Annotated in this window: 16 protein-coding genes and 1 riboswitch; of the genes, 5 read left to right on the top strand and 11 right to left on the bottom strand. The window is 53.9% G+C overall.

Features of this window, described 5'->3' with window-relative positions; all coding sequences use genetic code 11:
* Positions 1–222 precede the first annotated feature (222 nt).
* Positions 223–2,583, bottom strand: a complete 2,361-nt coding sequence (polB, locus tag WFK85_RS12185) for a DNA polymerase II (protein WP_336707767.1) — start codon at positions 2,581–2,583, stop codon at positions 223–225.
* Between the two features lie 198 nt (positions 2,584–2,781).
* Here polB and WFK85_RS12180 point away from each other — a divergent pair, with 198 nt between their 5' ends.
* Positions 2,782–3,549 carry a DedA family protein gene (locus WFK85_RS12180; RefSeq protein WP_336707769.1) on the top strand — a complete coding sequence of 256 codons (768 nt, stop codon included), beginning with the start codon at positions 2,782–2,784 and terminating at the stop codon, positions 3,547–3,549.
* Here the strand turns inward: WFK85_RS12180 and thiQ are convergent.
* From thiQ to sgrR, 4 genes are all read right to left on the bottom strand, one after another.
* Positions 3,546–4,244 (bottom strand): thiamine ABC transporter ATP-binding protein ThiQ, encoded by a 699-nt coding sequence (gene thiQ, locus WFK85_RS12175; RefSeq protein WP_336707770.1) that lies wholly within the window; start codon positions 4,242–4,244, stop codon positions 3,546–3,548. The two genes, WFK85_RS12180 and thiQ, sit on opposite strands and share 4 nt — an antisense overlap.
* On the bottom strand, positions 4,228–5,838 hold the full coding sequence (thiP, locus tag WFK85_RS12170) for a thiamine/thiamine pyrophosphate ABC transporter permease ThiP (RefSeq protein ID WP_336707772.1): 1,611 nt from the start codon (positions 5,836–5,838) through the stop codon (positions 4,228–4,230). The genes thiQ and thiP overlap by 17 nt, the downstream gene beginning before the upstream one ends.
* Positions 5,814–6,797 (bottom strand): thiamine ABC transporter substrate binding subunit, encoded by a 984-nt coding sequence (gene thiB / locus WFK85_RS12165; protein WP_166993527.1) that lies wholly within the window; start codon positions 6,795–6,797, stop codon positions 5,814–5,816. Before thiB ends, thiP begins: the two co-directional genes overlap by 25 nt.
* A gap of 31 nt (positions 6,798–6,828) precedes the next feature.
* Positions 6,829–6,930: riboswitch (TPP riboswitch) on the bottom strand.
* A gap of 49 nt (positions 6,931–6,979) precedes the next feature.
* Positions 6,980–8,638, bottom strand: coding sequence for an HTH-type transcriptional regulator SgrR (gene sgrR / locus WFK85_RS12160; RefSeq protein ID WP_008461747.1), 1,659 nt, complete (start codon positions 8,636–8,638; stop codon positions 6,980–6,982).
* Positions 8,639–8,725: 87 nt separating this feature from the next.
* Here sgrR and sgrT point away from each other — a divergent pair, with 87 nt between their 5' ends.
* Together sgrT and WFK85_RS12150 are read left to right on the top strand one after the other, a co-directional pair.
* The gene (sgrT, locus tag WFK85_RS12155) at positions 8,726–8,905 is read left to right on the top strand and encodes a glucose uptake inhibitor SgrT (protein ID WP_008461749.1); all 180 of its coding nucleotides are present in this window, start codon (positions 8,726–8,728) and stop codon (positions 8,903–8,905) included.
* A gap of 112 nt (positions 8,906–9,017) precedes the next feature.
* The gene (locus WFK85_RS12150; RefSeq protein WP_166993529.1) at positions 9,018–10,196 is read left to right on the top strand and encodes a sugar efflux transporter; all 1,179 of its coding nucleotides are present in this window, start codon (positions 9,018–9,020) and stop codon (positions 10,194–10,196) included.
* Positions 10,197–10,205: 9 nt separating this feature from the next.
* On the opposite strand, the gene WFK85_RS12145 is transcribed toward WFK85_RS12150, so the two are convergent.
* From WFK85_RS12145 to leuL, 6 genes are all read right to left on the bottom strand, one after another.
* The gene (locus WFK85_RS12145; protein ID WP_336707775.1) at positions 10,206–10,928 is read right to left on the bottom strand and encodes a CPBP family intramembrane glutamic endopeptidase; all 723 of its coding nucleotides are present in this window, start codon (positions 10,926–10,928) and stop codon (positions 10,206–10,208) included.
* 130 nt (positions 10,929–11,058) lie between these two features.
* Positions 11,059–11,664 (bottom strand): 3-isopropylmalate dehydratase small subunit, encoded by a 606-nt coding sequence (leuD, locus tag WFK85_RS12140; RefSeq protein WP_008461753.1) that lies wholly within the window; start codon positions 11,662–11,664, stop codon positions 11,059–11,061.
* An 11-nt stretch (positions 11,665–11,675) separates the two neighbouring features.
* Positions 11,676–13,076 carry a 3-isopropylmalate dehydratase large subunit gene (leuC, locus tag WFK85_RS12135; RefSeq protein ID WP_336707776.1) on the bottom strand — a complete coding sequence of 467 codons (1,401 nt, stop codon included), beginning with the start codon at positions 13,074–13,076 and terminating at the stop codon, positions 11,676–11,678.
* 2 nt (positions 13,077–13,078) lie between these two features.
* Positions 13,079–14,170 carry a 3-isopropylmalate dehydrogenase gene (leuB, locus tag WFK85_RS12130; protein ID WP_166993533.1) on the bottom strand — a complete coding sequence of 364 codons (1,092 nt, stop codon included), beginning with the start codon at positions 14,168–14,170 and terminating at the stop codon, positions 13,079–13,081.
* On the bottom strand, positions 14,170–15,747 hold the full coding sequence (gene leuA, locus WFK85_RS12125; RefSeq protein ID WP_008461762.1) for a 2-isopropylmalate synthase: 1,578 nt from the start codon (positions 15,745–15,747) through the stop codon (positions 14,170–14,172). Before leuA ends, leuB begins: the two co-directional genes overlap by 1 nt.
* Before the next feature lie 90 nt (positions 15,748–15,837).
* Positions 15,838–15,921 carry a leu operon leader peptide gene (gene leuL / locus WFK85_RS23635; RefSeq protein ID WP_139827388.1) on the bottom strand — a complete coding sequence of 28 codons (84 nt, stop codon included), beginning with the start codon at positions 15,919–15,921 and terminating at the stop codon, positions 15,838–15,840.
* A gap of 427 nt (positions 15,922–16,348) precedes the next feature.
* On the opposite strand from leuL, the gene leuO reads away from it, so the two are divergent.
* Both leuO and ilvI read left to right on the top strand, forming a co-directional pair.
* Positions 16,349–17,293: a transcriptional regulator LeuO gene (gene leuO, locus WFK85_RS12120; RefSeq protein WP_166993635.1), complete on the top strand. Its 945-nt coding sequence runs from the start codon at positions 16,349–16,351 to the stop codon at positions 17,291–17,293.
* A 405-nt stretch (positions 17,294–17,698) separates the two neighbouring features.
* A complete protein-coding gene (ilvI, locus tag WFK85_RS12115; protein ID WP_336707779.1) occupies positions 17,699–19,423 on the top strand; it encodes an acetolactate synthase 3 large subunit in 1,725 nt (574 codons plus the stop codon).
* The last annotated feature ends 1 nt before the right edge of the window (position 19,424 follow it).

Here is a 19,424-nt window from a genome sequence, read left to right as displayed (position 1 = left end):
AAGTTTTCGGCTCTATTTCAGTGACTTAAATTTGCAGGCAATAGCATGGCAACCGCGCACAGGCGGCGCAGTTGTTTAAAATTGGGTCTAAGGATTCGAAGAAAGGGCGCTATGGTACTGGATGGCAACGGATTCGTCACGCACTCGTCATGCTTCAAATTACGGCGGCGCTGGCTGCGTGCTCTTAGCGCCTTGCCGTAAGCTGAGTTATGTTGAGGGTTTTTAAAATAGCCCCATCTGCCCCGTCATCAGTGTAGCAAAGTCGTCCTCAAGGAAGGGCAAAATCCCCTCGGCGACGGGCTGCAACTGGCGAGTCAGGTAGTGGTCATAATCCAGCGGAGATTGCTGATAATCAACCGGCTCCGGGCCGCTCAGGGTCATGACATATTTTATCGTGCCACGATTCTGGTATTGCGCCGGCCTGCCCAGACGTTGGTTATATTCATCGGCAAGCCTGGCCGCACGAACGTGAGGCGGCACGTTTTTCTGGTACTCGCTTAACGGGCGACGCAGGCGTTTGCGATAGATCAGCTGTGAATCCAGCTCACCCGACATCAGGCTGGCAATGGTCTCACGGATGTAGTCCTGATAGGGCTCGCCGCGGAAAATTCGCCAATAGAGCGTTTGCTGGAACTGTTGGGCGAGGGGCGTCCAGTCGGTGCGCACTGTTTCAAGCCCTTTAAATACCATGCGCTGTTCGTCGCCCTCCTGAATAAGCCCGGCGTAGCGCTTTTTGCTGCCCTGGTCCGTCCCCCGAATGGTAGGCATCAGGAAGCGGCAGAAGTGCGTTTCGTACTCCAGCTCCAGGGCGCATTCCAGGTTCTGCGTCGTTTTCAGGTGTTCGCGCCACCAGCCGTTTACGTGTTCAACCAGCTTCCTGCCAATTTGTGCGGCGTCCTTTTCGCTGTGGGCCTGTTTCAGCCAGACAAAGGTTGAATCCGTATCGCCGTAGATAACGTCATAGCCCTGGGATTCAATCAGCGCTTTTGTCTGGCGCATGATCTCGTGACCGCGCATGGTGATCGACGAAGCAAGGCGGGGATCGAAAAAGCGACAGGCACTGGTACCCAGTACGCCGTAAAACGCATTCATGATGATCTTGAGCGCCTGGGAGAGCGGCTTGTTGCCGTGGCGTTTTGCCTCGTCCCGGCCATGCCAGATCTGGCTCACGATCTCGGGCAGGCAGTGTTTGTCGCGGGAGAACCAGCCGCCAATAAACCCTTCAACGGAGTGCGTCACGTCCGGCTGGGCTGTACCTTCGACGAGGCCGACCGGATCGATTAAGAAGGTACGGATAATTGACGGATACAGGCTTTTATAATCGAGCACCAGCACCGAGTCATAGAGTCCAGGACTGGAATCCATCACATAGCCGCCGGGGCTTGCCTGCGGCGGAACCTCGCCCAGATTGGGGGCGACATAGCCTGCACGATGCATACGCGGGAAATAAAGGTGGCTGAAAGCCGCTACCGAGCCGCCGTGTTTATCCAGCGGGAGCCCGTTGACCGTCGCCCGCTCCAGCAGGAAAGGCATCAGCTCAGTCTTGTGGAAAATACGCGTGACCAGCTCGCAGTCTTTGAGGTTATAGGTAGCCAGCGCGGGTTTGTCTTCGGCAAAGCGGCGGTCGATCTCATCCATACGATCCCAGGGATTATCAATCGACTTCCCTTCACCCAGAAGTTCACGGGAGACCGTTTCCAGCGAAAACGAAGAGAAATTCCAGAACGCCGATTTTAGCGCTTCGATGCCGTCGATAATCACCCGGCCCGCAAGTTGGGCAAAGAAAACGCCCTGCTTAAAGCCGTGCTCACGCCATTCTAGCGTGCTGTTGCCGCGGCCCAGACGGAGCGGAACCTGGTAGCGTTCGGCCATTTTTTGCAGCACGCGCAGGTCAAACTGCACGACGTTCCAGCCGATCAGGACGTCGGGATCGTGCTCGGCAAACCAGCTATTCAGCTTCTCCAGCAGCAAAGGGCGGCTGGCGACATATTCCAGCGTAAAGTCCAGGCCCGCAGCATCGCCGTTTTCAGGCCCCAGCATATAGACGTGACGCTGCCCGCAGCCTTCAAGGCCGATGCAGTACAGCTCCCCGTGTCGATTCGTTTCGATATCCAGCGAGACCCATTTCAACGGCGGGCGGTATTCCGGGGCGGGCTTCAGGCGGGTATCCAGCAGCACTTCGCCCTGAGGATGGCCGCTAAACCAGACCGGCGCGGTAATAAAGCGTTCCATCAGGAAGCGCTCCGGAGGACGAATATCCGCCTCATAGACCATCACGCCGCCGTCGCGGAGCAGTTTCTCCAGCCGCATTAACTGGCGGTGCTGCTGGCAATACAGGCCCGCTACCGGCTGGTGATGAAAGTCTTTGAGTTCAAGCGGCGTAAGGCGGAATTGGTTTTCACCGGCTAGCAAACGCTGCGCCTGGGCTAACTGCGCCTGGGGAATAAAAGCGACGGATTCCTGCGGCGGCAGGCGCACCTTAAGCGGGCCATCGTCCGTGGCCAGCCAGAAATCGACTTCGGTACCGCGCGGGGTGTCTCGCCAGTGCCTGGTCAGCAGAAACCCCTGACGAGCTTGAGACACGCTGCATTCTCTCTCAGGAAAAGTGTTTCGATTATAGCGCAAACAACCGTTACTTACTGCATTTATATACAGTATTGTTGGCCGGGTGTGCGAATTGTCCGGAACTTTACCGTCTATTCTTTATTCATAGAAATGAGACCTTGACGCCTGTCACGTTAATTCTGGAGAATCGCCCGCTCGCTCATCGACGGAAAGCTTATGGAAGCCTTACTGGAACACTTTATTACACAGTCAGTTGCATATTCGCTTATCGCGGTGATGCTGGTGGCCTTTTTTGAGTCGCTGGCGCTGGTGGGACTGATCCTGCCGGGCACGGTAATGATGGCCGGACTGGGGGCGCTGATCGGCAGTGGCCAGGTGAATTTCTATTATGCCTGGGGCGCCGGGATCGTCGGCTGTCTGCTGGGGGACTGGATCTCGTTCTGGCTTGGGCAGCGTTTCAAAGGGCCGCTGCACCGCTGGTCATTTATGAAGAAGAATAAAGCTCTGCTGGATAAAACCGAACACGCGCTGCATCAGCACAGCATGTTTACGATCCTGGTGGGGCGCTTTGTTGGCCCTACGCGCCCGCTGGTGCCGATGGTTGCTGGGATGCTGGATTTACCGCTGGCGAAGTTTTTGCTGCCGAATATCATCGGCTGCCTGCTCTGGCCGCCGCTCTATTTTCTGCCGGGGATCCTTGCCGGAGCGGCCATAGATATTCCTGCGGACATGAAAAGCGCCAGCTTCAAGTGGCTGCTTTTGGCGGTGGCTTTACTGCTTTGGCTGGCTGCCTGGCTGTGCTGGCGTTGGTATCGCAGCGGTAAGCGTGGCTCAGAACGCCTGGCCAGCTATCTACCGCAGGCCCGGCTCAACTGGCTGGCTCCGTTGATGCTGGTGGCGGGCATTGGCAGTTTTGCCGCCTTGCTGCAGCATCCCTTGATGCCGGTTTACTGGGATATCCTGCGGAAGGTGCTGTCGCACTAAGTGCAGATTCCCAACAGCGCGGAGGCGCTTGCCTCGCCGCTGAGCAACCTGCCCGTTTCGCCGTCCCATGCAATGCGCCCGTCTTTTATCACGATGCTACGGCTGGCGATGCGGGCGGCATCTTCAATACTGTGAGAGACCATCAGCAGCGCCAGCCGTTGCTCCCGGCACAGCTCGTCGAGCAGCTGTAGCATCTCTTTGCGCAGCGCCGGATCAAGCGCCGAGAAAGGTTCGTCCAGCAGTAAAACGGGCTGCTGACGAACCAGGCAGCGGGCCAGGGCGACGCGCTGCCGCTGGCCGCCGGAAAGCTGAGACGGCAGACGGTCCAGCATGTCAGTTAACCCCACGCGTTCCGTTATTTCCTGCAACCGCAGCTTCTGGGCTTCATTAAGTTTCATTCCCGGATGCATGCCCAGGGCGATATTTTGCCGGACGGTCAAATGGCTAAACAGATTATTTTCCTGGAAAAGCATGGAAACCGGGCGAGCTGAAGGCGGTGTCCGGGTGTGATCCACGCCGTCGATGACGATGTTGCCGCTGGCAGGCTGCAGGAACCCGGCGACCAGGCTCAGTAACGTACTTTTCCCCGCCCCGCTTGGCCCCAGGATGGCGATTCGTTCCCCCGCCGCAACCTTCAGGGAAAAGCGCATGGGTAAGTGCTGATACAGCCAGGTTACATCAGTCAGAGTTAGCATCTTGCCCCGGAAGTTTTTCAATCAAGGTAAACAGCATAAAACAAAGCAGCAGTAGAAGTAGCGCTGTGACAGCGCCTTCCTGGCTGCGGTAAGAGCCGATCTGCTGATACAGCCAGAAGGGCAGCGTGCGGAAATCTTCATTGCCGAACAGCGCCACCACGCCGAAATCGCCAATCGACAGGACGCAGGCAAAGGCCAGTGCCTGGGCTATCGGGCGTTTCAGCGCTTTTAGCTCAATAAATCGCAGGCGATTAAAGCCGCTGATATTCAGCGACTGGCAAAGCTGAGTGTAGCGTTCTGCCACGTCTCGCATGGGGTTTTCGAGCACCTTTAAGGCGTAAGGAATCGCCATCAGCGCATTGGTAAAAATAACAATAGCGTCGGCGGATTGCGGCAGGCCCACGGTATTGTTTAGCAGCAAGAAGAAGCCGGTGGCGAGGACGATGCCCGGCATCGCCAGAATCAACATGCCGCTAAGTTCAATGGCCTGCCCGGCGAAGCGTTGGTTACGCAGCCGAAGTTCACGCGAACTCCAGAGCAGCATCAGCGTCAGCGTCACGCTGACAAGCCCGGCGGCAATGGCAATTCTCAGTGAAGTGCAGAGCGCGTTCCAGAGCGCTGGCTGCCGCAGCACGCTGCCCATGCTGCCGTTAATCCCATCGACCATCACCGCTAGCAGCGGTGGGAGAAGCAGCAGCAGGGCGAGCACAATAAGCAGGCCATCACTAAGTTTTCGGCGCAGAGAATCCTGTGGATCGCGCCAGCCCTGAAGCTGGCTGACGCCGACGGGAATCGCCTTGCTTAACTTCTGACTCAATAACACCAGGCCAAGGCAGCACGCCATTTGCAGCAGAGCCAGCAATGCCGCTTTGGCGGGATCGTAGTCGTAGCTTAATGCCTGAAAAATGGCCAGCTCGATGGTGGTTGCCTGCGGGCCGCCGCCCAGAGAAAGCACGGTGGCGAAGCTGGCGAAGCAAAGCATAAAAATCAGGGCGCCAACCGGGAGTAGCTGGCGGCGCAGCCAGGGCCACTCGACGAAACGGAAGAAATGCCAGCCCTGCATCCCCAGCTGTGCCGCCAGCTGACGCTGTTCCGAAGGGATATTGTTCAGCGCCTGCAGCAGAAGACGGGTCGCCATCGGCATATTAAAGAAGACGTGCGCCAGCAGAATGCCCTGCAGGCCATAAGGGGAAAAGTGCCATTCAACGCCCAGCCAGCCGCAGAGCGTGGCCAGCCAGCCTTCTCGCCCATAAACGGAAAGAATACCGAAAACGGCGACCAGCACCGGCAGCACCAGCGTCATGGCGCACAGCCTCAGCAGCGCCAGTCGGCCAGGAAAGCGGCGGCGGTAGAGCGCGCGGGCTAAAAAGATGGCCGGGAAAACGGAAAGTGCGGCGGAAAGAAAGGCCTGCCAGAAGGAAAAGCGCAGGACGTGCCAAAGATAGTCGTCCCGCAATATGGCAAAGACATCCGTCTGCGGAGCGTTAAGCCACAGCGCCAGAAAAGCCGCCAGGGCTACCGCCACGACCAGCGTTGCGGCAAAGAGCCCTGGATACAGCCAGCCTGGTATTAGCGGCTGACGGCGCGTTGCCATTCATTGATCCATTCTGCGCGCTGGGTGGCCACCTGCTGAGGGAGAAATTCCAGTGTGGTTTGCGGCTTCACCAGGCTGTCGAAGCCCGCAGGTAATGCCACGTTGGTCACCGGATACATCCAGTTGCCGGTAGCAATGGTGTTCTGGAAACCTGGCGTGGTGATGAATTTGATAAATTTCTCGGCGAGTTCAGGCTGCTTGCTGTTCGCCAGTCGGCCCGCAACTTCAACCTGCAGGTAATGCCCTTCGCTAAAGTTCGCGGCGGCGTAGTTGTCTTTCTTCTCTTCGATGATGTGGTAGGCCGGGGAGGTGGTGTAGCTCAGTACCAGGTCGGCTTCCCCTTTCAGGAACAAGCCGTAAGCTTCGCTCCAGCCTTTGGTGACGGTGACGGTTTTTTTCGCCAGCTTTTGCCAGGCTTCCGGGGCTTTATTGCCGTACACTTTTTGCATCCACAGCAGCAGGCCAAGCCCTGGAGTGCTGGTGCGCGGATCTTCGTAAATGACCTTCCATTTTTGATCGCTTTCAACCAGCTCTTTCAGGCTTTTTGGCGGGTTTTTTAGCTTGTTCTTGTCGTATACGAAAGCAAAGTAGCCGTAATCGTAAGGCACGAAGGTGCTGTTCTTCCAGCCGCCTGGCACCTGAAGGACGCCGCTTTCTATATTAGAAGGCGCAAACAGTTTGGTTTGCGTGGCGGCCTCTACCAGGTTGTTGTCCAGCCCCAGCACGACATCCGCTTTGCTGTTCTTGCCTTCCATGCGCACGCGGTTCAGCAGAGAAACGCCGTCTTCCAGCGCCACAAATTTCAGCTCGCAGTTACAGTCGGCCTCAAAGGCTTTTTTCACCGCCGGGCCAGGGCCCCAGTCGGCGGCGAACGAGTCGTAGGTGTAAACGGTTAATACAGGTTTAGCGAAAACGGGCATGGCGGCCAGCGCCAGCAGCGGCAGAAATTTTTTGAACACTTTGCACCTCAGTAAAAGGGGGCAAAGGAATTGAGTTGAGTGTCTCAAATCCCTTCGCCGGCGTTATCCGGATCAGGTTCGACGGGTATTATCTCAGCGCGGACAAACTGTCCTGGCACCCCGTTGAGCAGGGAGGATTCTACTGATTTCCTTTGGGTTACGGAAGTCATGTTACGAAAGCGTTATGGGCCCGGTGGGGCAAACCAGGCAGATTTGAAATCAAACCAGCCTAGCGTGTTCATCCTCACCCCGCGCATACTGCGCTGGCCTTCAATGCGCAACCAGTGGTGAATCAATGGGATAACGTCATTGCGCTCCAGCATTTGCTTGCACCACTCAGGCAGGGCCAGCGTTTTGCTGTGCCAGCGACGGGCATCGCCCTGCCAGTCGCCAGGGATGCATTTTTGAATCAGCGGGACTTCGTAAAGCTGGGCAAACAGAGAGTATTCCAGCGGCATGGTGAAGTTCACGCTGTTCAGCCAGATGTCGCTTTCGGCCTCGCCCTGATGCCACTCAGCATAGTCTATCTCCTGCACAACCAGCTTCACGCCCTGCTCTGCCAGTAATTCGGTCATGATGCTACTGATCACCCGGTGCTCTACGTGGTCGCGGTAGTAGGTGAGCGTTATGCTCTCCAGGCCGGCAGGTTTAGGGAGCAACGGCCCGGGCCTCGAATGGTGCCAGCGGGGGAGCAAACCATAAGCCGGGAACCAGTACTGCTGATACTGCTCTGTAGCGCGGTAGATAAGGTTAACCGGGGAGAGAATATGCCCAATCCACTGGCGCACGCTTTCGTCAACGCCAAGGCTGGATCGGCTGTCGAACAGCAGATAGTAGCAACCTTCTTCCGGGCGGCTTTCCACGGCTTTTTCGCTGTCCGGCATGCCCTGGAGCTGCACGCCGCAGCTGGACTCCTCGCCAACTTCCGGCAGTACCCAAAAGTTGACCTCGTCAATGAGCGCCCGGAAGCCAAAGTAATCATCAAAGGCGTGGATCTTCAGCTGGTTGCGGTTGTTCCGAGCCACGGAATAGGGGCCCGTGCCGATGGGCTGGCTGGCGAAATTTGTCATCGTTGTCCATTCGCGCGGCAGGATCATGGCGTTCACGCTGCCCAACAGCCACGGCAGCCAGTCATCAGGCTGACTAAGGTGGATATCCAGTGTCCAGATAGTCGGCGAGGTGATTTGCGTGATATGGGCAAAAAGCGGCAGAGCGTTGATGCGCTGCAGGGAAGAGATGATATCGAGCATGTCCAGCTCGCGACCGTGATGGAAATGGATGCCTGGGCGCAGGAAGAAGCGCCAGCGTAAAGGGGAAATTTGCTGCCAGTGGTGAGCAATGTCCGCTTCGAGTTCCCCATTTTCCTCATTTATTCGCGTCAGGCCGCTAAAAATCTGGCGGGCGATGTGGGTTTCTGAGCGACGCAGCGCCGAGCCGGGCAGCAGATTTAGCAGCGGGCGATAGTAAAGGACACGCAGAATATGTCGACCCTGGCGAAAGCTGCGGCCAAGATGAGAAATCAGCATCTGGCGGACAGCGGCTTTGTCGCCGACGATTTGAACCAGCTGATCGATGCGATCCTGCTCCAGCAGATCTTCCGCCCGCTGCTGCTGAAGGGCCAGCCCGGTATAGAGGAAAGTGAGCTGCGAACGCTTGCCTCGTCCGGCTTCCGCCTGCCAGCTAAGCCAGCCTTTTTCCTGCATCGCATTAAGCAGCGTACGCATATGGCGGCGGGAACAGCTCAGCAAATCTGCTAAATCATTGAGCGTGGTTTCCTGAGGTTTGCCTTCGCAGCATTGCCACAGGCGGATGAATTGTTGTTGCAGGCGTGACGAAGACATAAAAGAGGAACTCCTGGCGGAAACTCATCAATTTAACTCTCCCTATATTACGTCAATAATGATTCCCGATGAAGCGAGGAGGTGTTTATGAAGCGGTCATCACCTGCGAAGTTTTTCCAACAGTACTTTGCCGCAACACAGTTTGTTTGCTCTGGATGGCTGGCTCGCCTGACGGTGGAGCAAAGACTAAGGATGCTCGAAGACTTGATGCAGTGGGAGGTTACAACCCCGATGCCCGAGAACGCCAACGCGCCGACTCATGTGTGACTGAGTATTGGTGCTTTTCACCGGCCAGCAGCTGTTTACTGCTGGCTTTTTTCGTTTAATCTTTATGCATTTAACAAATACCTCTGACGACATCTCCTTTTAAGGACATTCCATGCTCTGGTTTTTGACCCGCGCACGCCGTTTTAACCCTGTTTACGCTGCCTTCATGGCCGTCTCTTTTATGATTGGCGTGGCCGGGGCGTTGCAGGCACCGACGCTTAGCCTGTTTTTAACTCGAGAAGTCGAAGTGAGGCCGTTTTGGGTCGGCCTGTTTTACACCGTTAACGCGATTGCCGGGATTGGCGTCAGTTTGCTGTTGGCCAAAAGGTCGGACAGTCGGGGCGACCGGCGAAAACTGATTATGGTTTGCTGCGCGATGGCGGTGGCAAACTGCGTTCTGTTTGCCTTTAATCGTCATTATCTGACGCTGATTACGCTTGGCGTGATGTTTGCCTCAATAGCCAATACCGCCATGCCGCAGATTTTTGCCCTGGCGCGTGAGTACGCCGACCGTTCTGCCCGCGAAGTGGTGATGTTCAGCTCGATCATGCGGGCGCAGCTTTCTCTGGCGTGGGTTATCGGGCCGCCACTCTCTTTTATGCTGGCGCTGAAATATGGCTTTACCACGATGTTTCTTATCGCTGCCGGGATATTCGTTATTTCACTGGCGCTGATTATTTTCGCGCTGCCGTCCGTGCCGAGAGTTGAGCAGCCCGCAGAGGTGGCAATAACGCAGGTCAGCGGCTGGAAAGACAGTAACGTGCGGATGCTCTTTATCGCTTCGATGCTGATGTGGACTTGCAACACCATGTACATCATCGATATGCCGCTGTGGATAAGCCAGGATCTTGGGCTGCCGGATGAGCTGGCGGGGTTATTAATGGGCACGGCTGCAGGGATTGAGATCCCCGCGATGATCCTCGCCGGCTACTACGTGAAACGCTTTGGAAAACGTAACATGATGGTGGCGGCGGTTGTTGCTGGCATCCTGTTTTATGTTGGGCTGATTCTGTTCCACTCTAAAACGGCATTGGTGATCTTACAGTTGTTTAATGCGGTGTTTATCGGGATTATTGCGGGGATAGGCATGCTGTGGTTCCAGGATTTGATGCCGGGAAGGCCGGGATCTGCAACGACGCTATTCACCAACAGTATTTCAACGGGCGTGATTCTGGCTGGGATACTGCAGGGCGCGTTGGCGGAAGGTTTTGGTCACTATTCTGTTTACTGGCTGATGGCGGCGCTGGCGGTGGTCGCGCTGTTCCTGACTAGCCGGGTTAAGAACGTTTGATTTGAGCCGCTATTGAAGCGGCTTATCAAGTAAAAGCAAAAAGGAAAACGATATTGCATTGTTTAAGCCGTGCAAAATTATTGGCACAATCAGGCTGCCGGAGTAAACACGGGCCAGGCAAAGAATCACCGAAAAGATAAACAGGCTAATAAAAGTCGTTGCGTTCTGATATTGCGAGTGGCTGAAGGCAAAAAGAACGGATGCCATCAACATAGCGGCGTTTTTACCCACCTTGCCATACCCTTCACCTGCATTTAATAAAAAACCTCTAAAAATAACTTCTTCTACAATGGGAGCCAGTAAAGTGCCTGTGAGTGCTACCAGCACTAAACTGCGCGCAGGTAGCTGCTCTATGCTTTGCATCCAGGGTTCAGGGGAGCCGGTAAATTGTTGAATAATAACCAACATAAATAATGCAATTGCCGGAAGTATCAGTCCAGAGGGGGTGACTTTCCCTAAAGGCAACGTCCCATAATGATTTTGATAGCGTCGCCAGATAATCAGGGTATACGGTAACCAAAAACAGATGATCAGCGCGGGTATCGCCATACCTGACCGGAATAGACCTGTAAATCCAGGCAGCATTGTGGCGAAAATGGATAATGCATACCAGCCAATCCAGGCTCCGATACAGATGAGTAAGTGAAGTAGCCTGTCCTGATTTTTAAGCATAAATCCGTCATTGTGGCTGTAAGTGATAAAGAGAACAGACAGCATTTCTTGCTGGCCCATCCGTGGCTTATTAAAGACGTGTCGTTATAAATAACGCTTTAGCATTATGCATTTAGTGCGGGGAAAGTGAATATCTGGCGGGTGTTAATACTGAAATAAAAGGGGCGCTGAGAAGACGCCCCTTTTTGTATTACCGCATAAACGCTGGCAGTTTTTGCTCGTAGCCAGAAATAGCGGCTTCGTGCTGCAGCGTCAGGCCGATGCTGTCCAGGCCGTTCAACATGCAGTGGCGGCGGAAGCTATCCAGCTCGAACGAATAGCTTTTCTCACCCGCCTGAACCGTCTGTGCTTCAAGGTCGACGACAAACTTAATGCCGGGCTGGGCATCGACCAGCTTGAACAGCTCATCAACCTGCTCATCGCTCAAGATAACCGGCAACAGCTGGTTGTTAAACGAGTTGCCATAGAAGATGTCCGCGAAGCTTGGCGCAATGACCACTTTGAAACCGTAGTCGGTTAATGCCCACGGGGCGTGCTCGCGCGAAGAGCCGCAGCCGAAGTTTTCACGCGCCAGCAAAATAGAGGCGCCTTTAAATTCCGGGTAGTTCAGCACGAACTCCGGGTTAGGCACTTGCCCGGCATCGTCCAGAAAACGCCAGTCGTTAAACAGGTGGGCGCCAAAACCGGTGCGGGTGACCTTCTGCAAAAACTGCTTCGGGATAATGGCATCGGTATCGACGTTCGCCGCGTCCAGCGGAACGACCAGGCCGGTATGTTGGATAAATTTCTCTGCCATGGTAGTTCCCCTTATTTCAGTGTACGAATATCGGCAAAATGACCGGAAACAGCGGCGGCGGCTGCCATCGCCGGGCTGACCAGATGAGTACGCCCGCCACGGCCCTGACGACCTTCGAAGTTACGGTTGCTGGTGGAGGCGCAACGCTCGCCTGGATTCAGGCGGTCATTGTTCATGGCCAGGCACATGGAACACCCAGGCAAACGCCACTCGAAACCGGCTTCAATGAAGATCTTATCCAGCCCTTCAGACTCGGCCTGAGCTTTAACCGGACCTGAGCCTGGCACAACCATGGCCAAAACGCCTGGTGCGACTTTGCGACCTTTGGCGACTTCAGCTGCTGCGCGCAGGTCTTCGATACGCGAGTTGGTGCAGGAACCGATAAAGACTTTATCGATAGCCACTTCGGTCAGGGGAATACCCGGTTGCAGGCCCATATAGGCCAGCGCTTTTTCTGCCGAGGCACGTTCTACCGGATCGCTGAAAGACTCCGGAGCAGGAATATTATCTGTGACGGAAATCACCTGGCCTGGGTTGGTTCCCCAGGTCACTTGCGGAGCAATGTCGGCGGCGTCTAAGGTGACGATGGTGTCAAATTTAGCGCCATCGTCGGTGCTGAAGGTTTTCCAGTACTCGACGGCTTCATCCCAGTCCGCACCTTTAGGGGCGTGCAGACGACCTTTCACATAGCTGAAGGTGGTTTCATCCGGCGCAACAATCCCGGCTTTGGCCCCCATTTCGATAGCCATGTTGCACAGCGTCATGCGGCCTTCCATGCTCAGGGCACGAATAGCGTCGCCGCAGAATTCAACCACGTGACCGGTGCCGCCGGCGCTGCCGGTTTTGCCGATGATAGCCAGCACGATATCTTTGGCCGTGATCCCCGGAGCCGCTTTGCCCTGGACTTCAATTTTCATGGTTTTCGCACGACCCTGTTTCAGAGTCTGCGTTGCCAGGACATGCTCAACTTCGGAAGTCCCAATCCCAAAAGCCAGTGCGCCGAATGCGCCGTGAGTGGCAGTATGGGAGTCGCCGCACACGATGGTCATGCCCGGCAGGGTGATCCCTTGTTCTGGCCCCATAACGTGAACGATGCCCTGATAAGGGTGGTTCAGATCGTACAGCTCAACGCCAAACTCTTTGCAGTTCTTCATCAGTTCCTGCATCTGAATACGGGCCATCTCGCCGGAGGCATTGATGTCCTTAGTTTGGGTCGACACGTTGTGGTCCATTGTGGCGAAGGTTTTCCCCGGCTGACGAACCGGGCGGCTATGGGCGCGCAATCCGTCAAAGGCCTGCGGGGAAGTCACTTCATGCACCAGGTGGCGATCGATATACAGCAGCGGTGTCTCTTCCGGGGCTTCATACACGACGTGGGCGTCGTACAACTTCTGATATAAGGTCCTGGCCATGATTATTTCCCCTGAGCGATGTAGCGGGCAATGATATCGCCCATTTCGTCGGTGCTGACTGCGTGACCATCGCGGGCTAAATCCCCGGTACGGTGGCCTTCTTCTAACGCGCGATTAATGGCGCTTTCGATAGCCTGCGCGGCTTCCTCAGCATCCAGGCTATAGCGCAACAGCAGCGCCAGCGACAGGATCTGCGCGATAGGGTTGGCAATGTTCTTCCCGGCGATATCCGGTGCTGAACCACCCGCAGGTTCGTATAAGCCAAAGCCTTGTTCGTTGAGGCTGGCAGAAGGCAGCATGCCCATAGATCCGGTGATCATGGCGCACTCGTCGGACAGGATGTCTCCGAACAAGTTGGAGCACAGCAGAACGTCGAACTGCGATGGATCTTTAATTAACTGCATGGTGGCGTTGTCGATATACATGTGGGACAGCGACACATCCGGGTATTCTTTAGCGATTTCGTTGACGATTTCACGCCACAACAGTGAGGTTTGCAGCACGTTTGCTTTATCAATAGAGGTCACTTTGCTGCGGCGTTTGCGGGCAGATTCAAAGGCGATGCGTGCAATGCGCTCGATCTCAAAGCGGTGGTAAACCTCGGTATCGAAGGCTTTCTCGTGCATACCGCTACCTTCACGGCCTTTCGGCTGGCCGAAGTAAATCCCGCCGGTCAGTTCGCGAACGCACAGAATGTCGAAGCCGTTAGCTGCGATGTCGGCGCGCAGCGGGCAAAACTCTTCCAGCCCCTGATACAGACGCGCAGGACGCAGGTTGCTGAAGAGTTTAAAATGTTTACGCAACGGCAGCAGGGCACCGCGTTCAGGCTGTTCTGCTGGCGGCAGATGTTCCCATTTCGGGCCACCTACAGAGCCGAACAGAATCGCATCGGCCTGCTCACAACCTTCGACTGTGGCCTGCGGCAGCGGGCTGCCGTGGCGATCAATCGCGGCACCACCGACGTCATAGGAGCTGGTGCTAATGCGGATATCAAAGCGATTGCGAACTGCATCCAGTACTTTCAGGGCCTGAGCCATCACTTCCGGGCCAATACCGTCACCCGGCAAAACTGCAATATGGTAATTTTTCGACATTACACGGTTTCCTGATTTTGTTCTTTATTCTGATGTTGAGCTTTGCGTTGCAATTCTTTTTCGACTTCACCGGCACGCCAGATGTTGTTCAGCACGTGGACCATGGCTTTGGCTGATGATTCGACGATGTCGGTTGTCAGCCCTACGCCGTGGAAGCGGCGGCCGTTGTAATCCACCACGATATCTACCTGGCCCAGGGCGTCTTTGCCTTGCCCTTTGGCGGTTAAGCTGTATTTCACCAGCTCAATGTTGTAATCGGTGATGCGGTTAATTGCCTGATAGACCGCATCCACCGGGCCGTTACCGTTTGCTGCTTCAGCTTTGACCTCTTCGCCGCAAACCAGCTTCACGGATGCCGTCGCGATACCGTTAGAACCCGACTGCACGCTGAAATAATCCAGGCTGAAGTGCTCAGGCTCTTCCTGCTGCTTGTTGATGAAGGCCAATGCTTCCAGGTCGTAGTCAAATACCTGGCCTTTTTTATCTGCCAGTTTCAGGAAGGCGTCGTACAGGTTATCCAGATTGTAATCAGCCTCTTTGTAACCCATCTCGTCCATGCGGTGCTTCACCGCGGCCCGGCCGGAGCGTGAGGTCAGGTTCAGCTGTACCTGATTCAGGCCGATGGATTCTGGCGTCATGATTTCGTAGTTTTCGCGATTTTTCAGCACGCCGTCCTGGTGAATACCGGAGGAGTGGGCGAAGGCGCCGGTGCCAACGATAGCTTTGTTGGCCGGAATTGGCATGTTGCAGATTTGGCTAACCATCTGGCTGGTGCGCCAGATTTCCTGATGATTGATATTGGTGTGCAGGTTCATGATGTCCTTGCGCACCTTGATAGCCATGATGACTTCTTCCAGTGAGCAGTTACCCGCGCGTTCACCGATACCGTTCATTGCGCCTTCCACCTGGCGAGCACCCGCGTGAACTGCCGCCATGGCATTACCTACGGCCAGCCCCAAATCGTCGTGGGTGTGCACGGAAATAATCGCTTTATCAATGTTCGGCACGCGCTCATACAAACCGGTGATGATGTTGGAGAACTCAAACGGCATGGTGTAGCCGACGGTATCCGGGATGTTAATGGTGGTTGCGCCTGCGTTGATCGCGGCTTCGACTACGCGAGCCAGGTCGGCAATCGGCGTGCGGCCAGCATCTTCACAGGAAAATTCTACGTCATCGGTGTAGTTACGGGCGCGTTTCACCATATAAATAGCACGTTCAATAACTTCATCCAGCGTACTGCGCAGCTTGGTGGCGATGTGCATTGGAGAGGTGGCGATGAAAGTATGAATACGGAAGGCTTCAGCGACTTTTAAGGATTCAGCGGCAACATCTATGTCTTTTTCAACGCAGCGAGCGAGGCCACAAACGCGGCTGTTTTTGATATTGCGGGCAATAGTCTGTACGGATTCGAAATCACCGGGGGAAGAGACAGGGAAGCCGACTTCCATGACGTCGACGCCCATACGTTCCAGCGCCATAGCGATCTGCAATTTCTCTTTTACGCTCAGGCTTGCCTGTAAAGCCTGTTCGCCGTCGCGCAATGTGGTATCAAAAATAATGACTTGCTGGCTCATGGTTCGGTCCTTTATCTCTTTGGGTGCCTTCGCGACGAGCATAAAAAAACCCGCGCATTGGCGCGGGTTTTTTCTGTCTGAAGGCTTGAATCAACGCTGATTGTCGCCCACCAGTCTACCGCGCAAATAAGATGCGTTTAGTAGTAGACCAAGTAGGCGGACGGTGCGATTCATGTTTCAAGCCCTGTGCAATTTCGTGATGTATTTATTGGTACTTGATCTCAACGCAGGTGTCAACCTTTAGGCCGGTTGTGGGATCGCTGGGCCGATGCGTTCGTCGTGTTTGCTCAGTGAAAGATACCGAGAAAATGTCTTTTCTTAATATATTAATTAAGATTAAAAGGCGTAATATCGTCTGAGAACAGACTGAATTTAAATAATTCATCTTATGAATATGATAGAACTGATGTATTGTTCACGGGCTGACAGATTTCTTATTACCCATCCGGTGATTTACTGGTTTTTATTGAGTGGTTTTATTGCTTCAGTAATAACTGTTCTGGTTAATTGAGTCGTTATAAATTCTTGTCAGAAAGATATTAAAATGAAATTTCCAACTTATGCATTGTGGAATGGCACTCTATTTATTACTGGAGTAAAAATGGATTCTAAAATACATAAGAGTCGGGAGACTCTGGATGCAATAAGACCTCTGTTACGTAATGTAGACTTAAACCTGCTGACTGTTTTTGACACGGTAATGAGGGCACAAAGTATTACCGGTGCAGCCAGGCTGTTGGGGATGTCTCAGCCAGCCGTCAGCAACGCCGTGTCCCGGTTGAAAACCACCTTCAAGGATGAGTTATTTGTTCGCAATGGGCGGACGATACAAGCAACAGCCAGAGCTTTTCAGCTTTATGACGTGATTCGTGACGCCTTACAGATGGTCCAGAATGAGCTACCGGAAGGGGACTTTGATCCTCTAAGGAGCAAGCGGCAGTTTACGCTTTGCGTTGCCAGTCCTTTAGACAGTAAAATAATGTCACGTATTTTAGATACGATGAAATATAAGGCACCAAACGTTCAATTAATTTTTAAATCTTCTTTTAATGAAGATATTGAGCGGCAGCTACGCTATCAGGAAGTTGATTTTTTGATTTGTTATGATCAAATCTCTCGGCCTGAGTTTAAAAGAATCCCACTGTTTGAGGATGAAATCGTTTTAGTCACTGGCCAGGAGCACCCTGGTTTTTGTTCTCCGCTAACGACGCGTGATTTCTATAATCAGCAGCATGCGGTGGCTTCTCCAGAATGTTATGGCTCCTTCAGTTCACCGTGGTATGACACGTTGAATAAGCAAAATGCGATTGCCTATCAGGGAATGGCAATGACCTGTGTATTAAATGTGGTTTCACAAACACGGCTTGTGGCACTTGCACCACGCTGGTTGGTTGATAGTGTTCCTAATGAATTGAATCTAAGAGTGTTTCCTGTGCCTTTTATCAAAAGAAAGCGTACTTGTTATTTATCCTGGTATGGCTCAGTCGGGCAAGACAAGGGGCATTTGTGGATGAAAAATCAGATAGCAAAAAGCTTATGTCAATAACGTTACCAGTATTATGGATGCTCGGGCCTGAACAGCCCGTTTCCACTTTTTTATGTTAGAAAGGCAGTATTTTGTACTTTAGCATTTTCTGGTGGCCTCTTCCTCACAGCTTAATAATGCTAAATTAATACATAACGCACTGTGATTCCCCGCATCTTTGGCATATTCGTCATTAGTCACCCTCTCTATTTAGTCGATCGCTCCGCTATGCCTGATTTTTATAGAGGTGAGTGCAATTTCTTCTCTTCAGGTTGCTCTGGCGGGTAATTGCCTGACGGATCTTGAGCGGTTATGTTAATGGGCTAAACCTATAAAAATGATACAGGCAGAGACACAACCTGTCGCAGCGACGGTGCGGAAATGACTTCTGCATGCCGTCAAAAACGTGAGCCTGGAGGCAAAACCATGGAGATGTTGTCAGGAGCCGAGATGGTCGTCCGGTCGTTAATCGATCAGGGCGTAAAACAAGTATTCGGCTATCCGGGAGGCGCAGTACTCGATATTTACGATGCGCTTCATACTATGGGTGGGATCGATCATGTGCTGGTACGCCATGAACAGGCTGCAGTGCATATGGCCGACGGCCTGGCGCGTGCTACGGGAGAAACCGGCGTTGTGCTGGTGACTTCAGGGCCTGGCGCTACAAATGCTATTACCGGCATTGCAACCGCCTACATGGACTCCATTCCGATGGTTGTGTTGTCCGGGCAGGTCGCAACTTCATTGATTGGTTACGACGCCTTTCAGGAATGTGACATGGTCGGTATCTCCCGACCAGTCGTTAAACATAGCTTCCTGGTAAAACAGGTCGAGGACATACCTGGGATCATCAAAAAGGCATTCTGGCTTGCGTCCAGCGGCCGCCCAGGGACGGTGGTCGTTGATTTACCCAAAGACATCATGAGTCCGCTGAATAAGCTGCCGTATGCCTGGCCAGACGCCGTTAGTATGCGCTCTTACAACCCAACGACGCAGGGCCACAAAGGGCAGATCAAGCGCGCCCTGCAGACGCTGATTGCGGCTAAAAAACCGGTGATGTACGTAGGCGGTGGGGCGATCAATTCAGCCTGCGAGGCAGAATTGTTGACGATTGCCGAAAAGCTCAATATTCCGGTTGTCTCATCGCTGATGGGGCTAGGTGCATTCCCGGCTACACATCGCCAGTCGCTGGGTATGCTGGGCATGCACGGCACCTACGAAGCCAACATGACGATGCATCATTCGGACGTTATCTTTGCCGTTGGCGTTCGCTTTGATGACCGAACCACTAACAATCTCGCTAAATACTGCCCGAATGCGACAGTGCTGCATATTGATATCGACCCTACGTCTATCTCCAAAACAGTTGCGGCGGATATCCCAATTGTGGGGGACGCGCGTCAAGCTCTGACGCAAATGCTGGACTTGCTTGCTCAGGAAGACGTTCAGCAATCCGGGGATGATATTCGGGACTGGTGGCAACAGATTGAACAGTGGCGCGCTCGTCACTGCCTTGAGTTCGATCGCCATAGCCAGGCTATCAAGCCGCAGGCTGTTATTGAAACCGCTTATCGCCTGACGAACGGTGATGCTTATGTCACCTCCGATGTGGGCCAGCACCAAATGTTTGCCGCGCTCTATTATCCGTTCGATAAGCCACGTCGTTGGATAAATTCCGGTGGTTTAGGCACGATGGGCTTTGGTCTTCCTGCCGCGCTTGGCGTGAAGATGGCGTTGCCGGATGAAACGGTCATTTGCGTCACCGGCGATGGCAGTATCCAGATGAATATCCAGGAGCTTTCTACCGCGCTGCAGTACGGCTTGTCGGTTCTGGTTTTGAACCTTAACAACCGTTACCTCGGCATGGTGAAACAGTGGCAGGACATGATTTATTCAGGCCGCCACTCTCAGTCTTATATGGAGTCGCTCCCGGACTTTGTTCGCCTGGCTGAAGCTTATGGCCATGTGGGGATTAGTATCACTAAGCCAGAAGAACTGGAAAGCAAACTTGCCGAAGCGCTGGAAACCGTGCGCGGCGGGCGACTTGTGTTTGTCGATGTCACAGTTGACGGTACTGAACACGTTTATCCGATGCAGATTCGCGGTGGCGGTATGGATGAAATGTGGCTAAGCAAAACGGAGAGAACCTGAT

It is taken from the genome of Cedecea sp. VD22 (assembly GCF_037150195.1).
In the GTDB taxonomy this organism is placed as follows: Bacteria; Pseudomonadota; Gammaproteobacteria; order Enterobacterales; family Enterobacteriaceae; genus Cedecea.
The sequence above is the reverse complement of the archived record's forward strand: the minus strand, read 5'-3'. Positions and strand labels throughout refer to the sequence as shown.

Bases quoted from the DNA above. Each gene is read 5' to 3' on its own strand.
- WFK85_RS12180 (WP_336707769.1), top strand. From the start codon at position 2,782: ATGGAAGCCTTACTGGAACACTTTATTACACAGTCAGTTGCATATTCG.
- thiQ (WP_336707770.1), bottom strand. From the start codon at position 4,244: ATGCTAACTCTGACTGATGTAACCTGGCTGTATCAGCACTTACCCATG.
- thiP (WP_336707772.1), bottom strand. From the start codon at position 5,838: ATGGCAACGCGCCGTCAGCCGCTAATACCAGGCTGGCTGTATCCAGGG.
- sgrR (WP_008461747.1), bottom strand. From the start codon at position 8,638: ATGTCTTCGTCACGCCTGCAACAACAATTCATCCGCCTGTGGCAATGC.
- sgrT (WP_008461749.1), top strand. From the start codon at position 8,726: ATGAAGCGGTCATCACCTGCGAAGTTTTTCCAACAGTACTTTGCCGCA.
- WFK85_RS12150 (WP_166993529.1), top strand. From the start codon at position 9,018: ATGCTCTGGTTTTTGACCCGCGCACGCCGTTTTAACCCTGTTTACGCT.
- WFK85_RS12145 (WP_336707775.1), bottom strand. From the start codon at position 10,928: ATGGGCCAGCAAGAAATGCTGTCTGTTCTCTTTATCACTTACAGCCAC.
- leuD (WP_008461753.1), bottom strand. From the start codon at position 11,664: ATGGCAGAGAAATTTATCCAACATACCGGCCTGGTCGTTCCGCTGGAC.
- leuC (WP_336707776.1), bottom strand. From the start codon at position 13,076: ATGGCCAGGACCTTATATCAGAAGTTGTACGACGCCCACGTCGTGTAT.
- leuB (WP_166993533.1), bottom strand. From the start codon at position 14,170: ATGTCGAAAAATTACCATATTGCAGTTTTGCCGGGTGACGGTATTGGC.
- leuA (WP_008461762.1), bottom strand. From the start codon at position 15,747: ATGAGCCAGCAAGTCATTATTTTTGATACCACATTGCGCGACGGCGAA.
- leuL (WP_139827388.1), bottom strand. From the start codon at position 15,921: ATGAATCGCACCGTCCGCCTACTTGGTCTACTACTAAACGCATCTTAT.
- leuO (WP_166993635.1), top strand. From the start codon at position 16,349: ATGGATTCTAAAATACATAAGAGTCGGGAGACTCTGGATGCAATAAGA.
- ilvI (WP_336707779.1), top strand. From the start codon at position 17,699: ATGGAGATGTTGTCAGGAGCCGAGATGGTCGTCCGGTCGTTAATCGAT.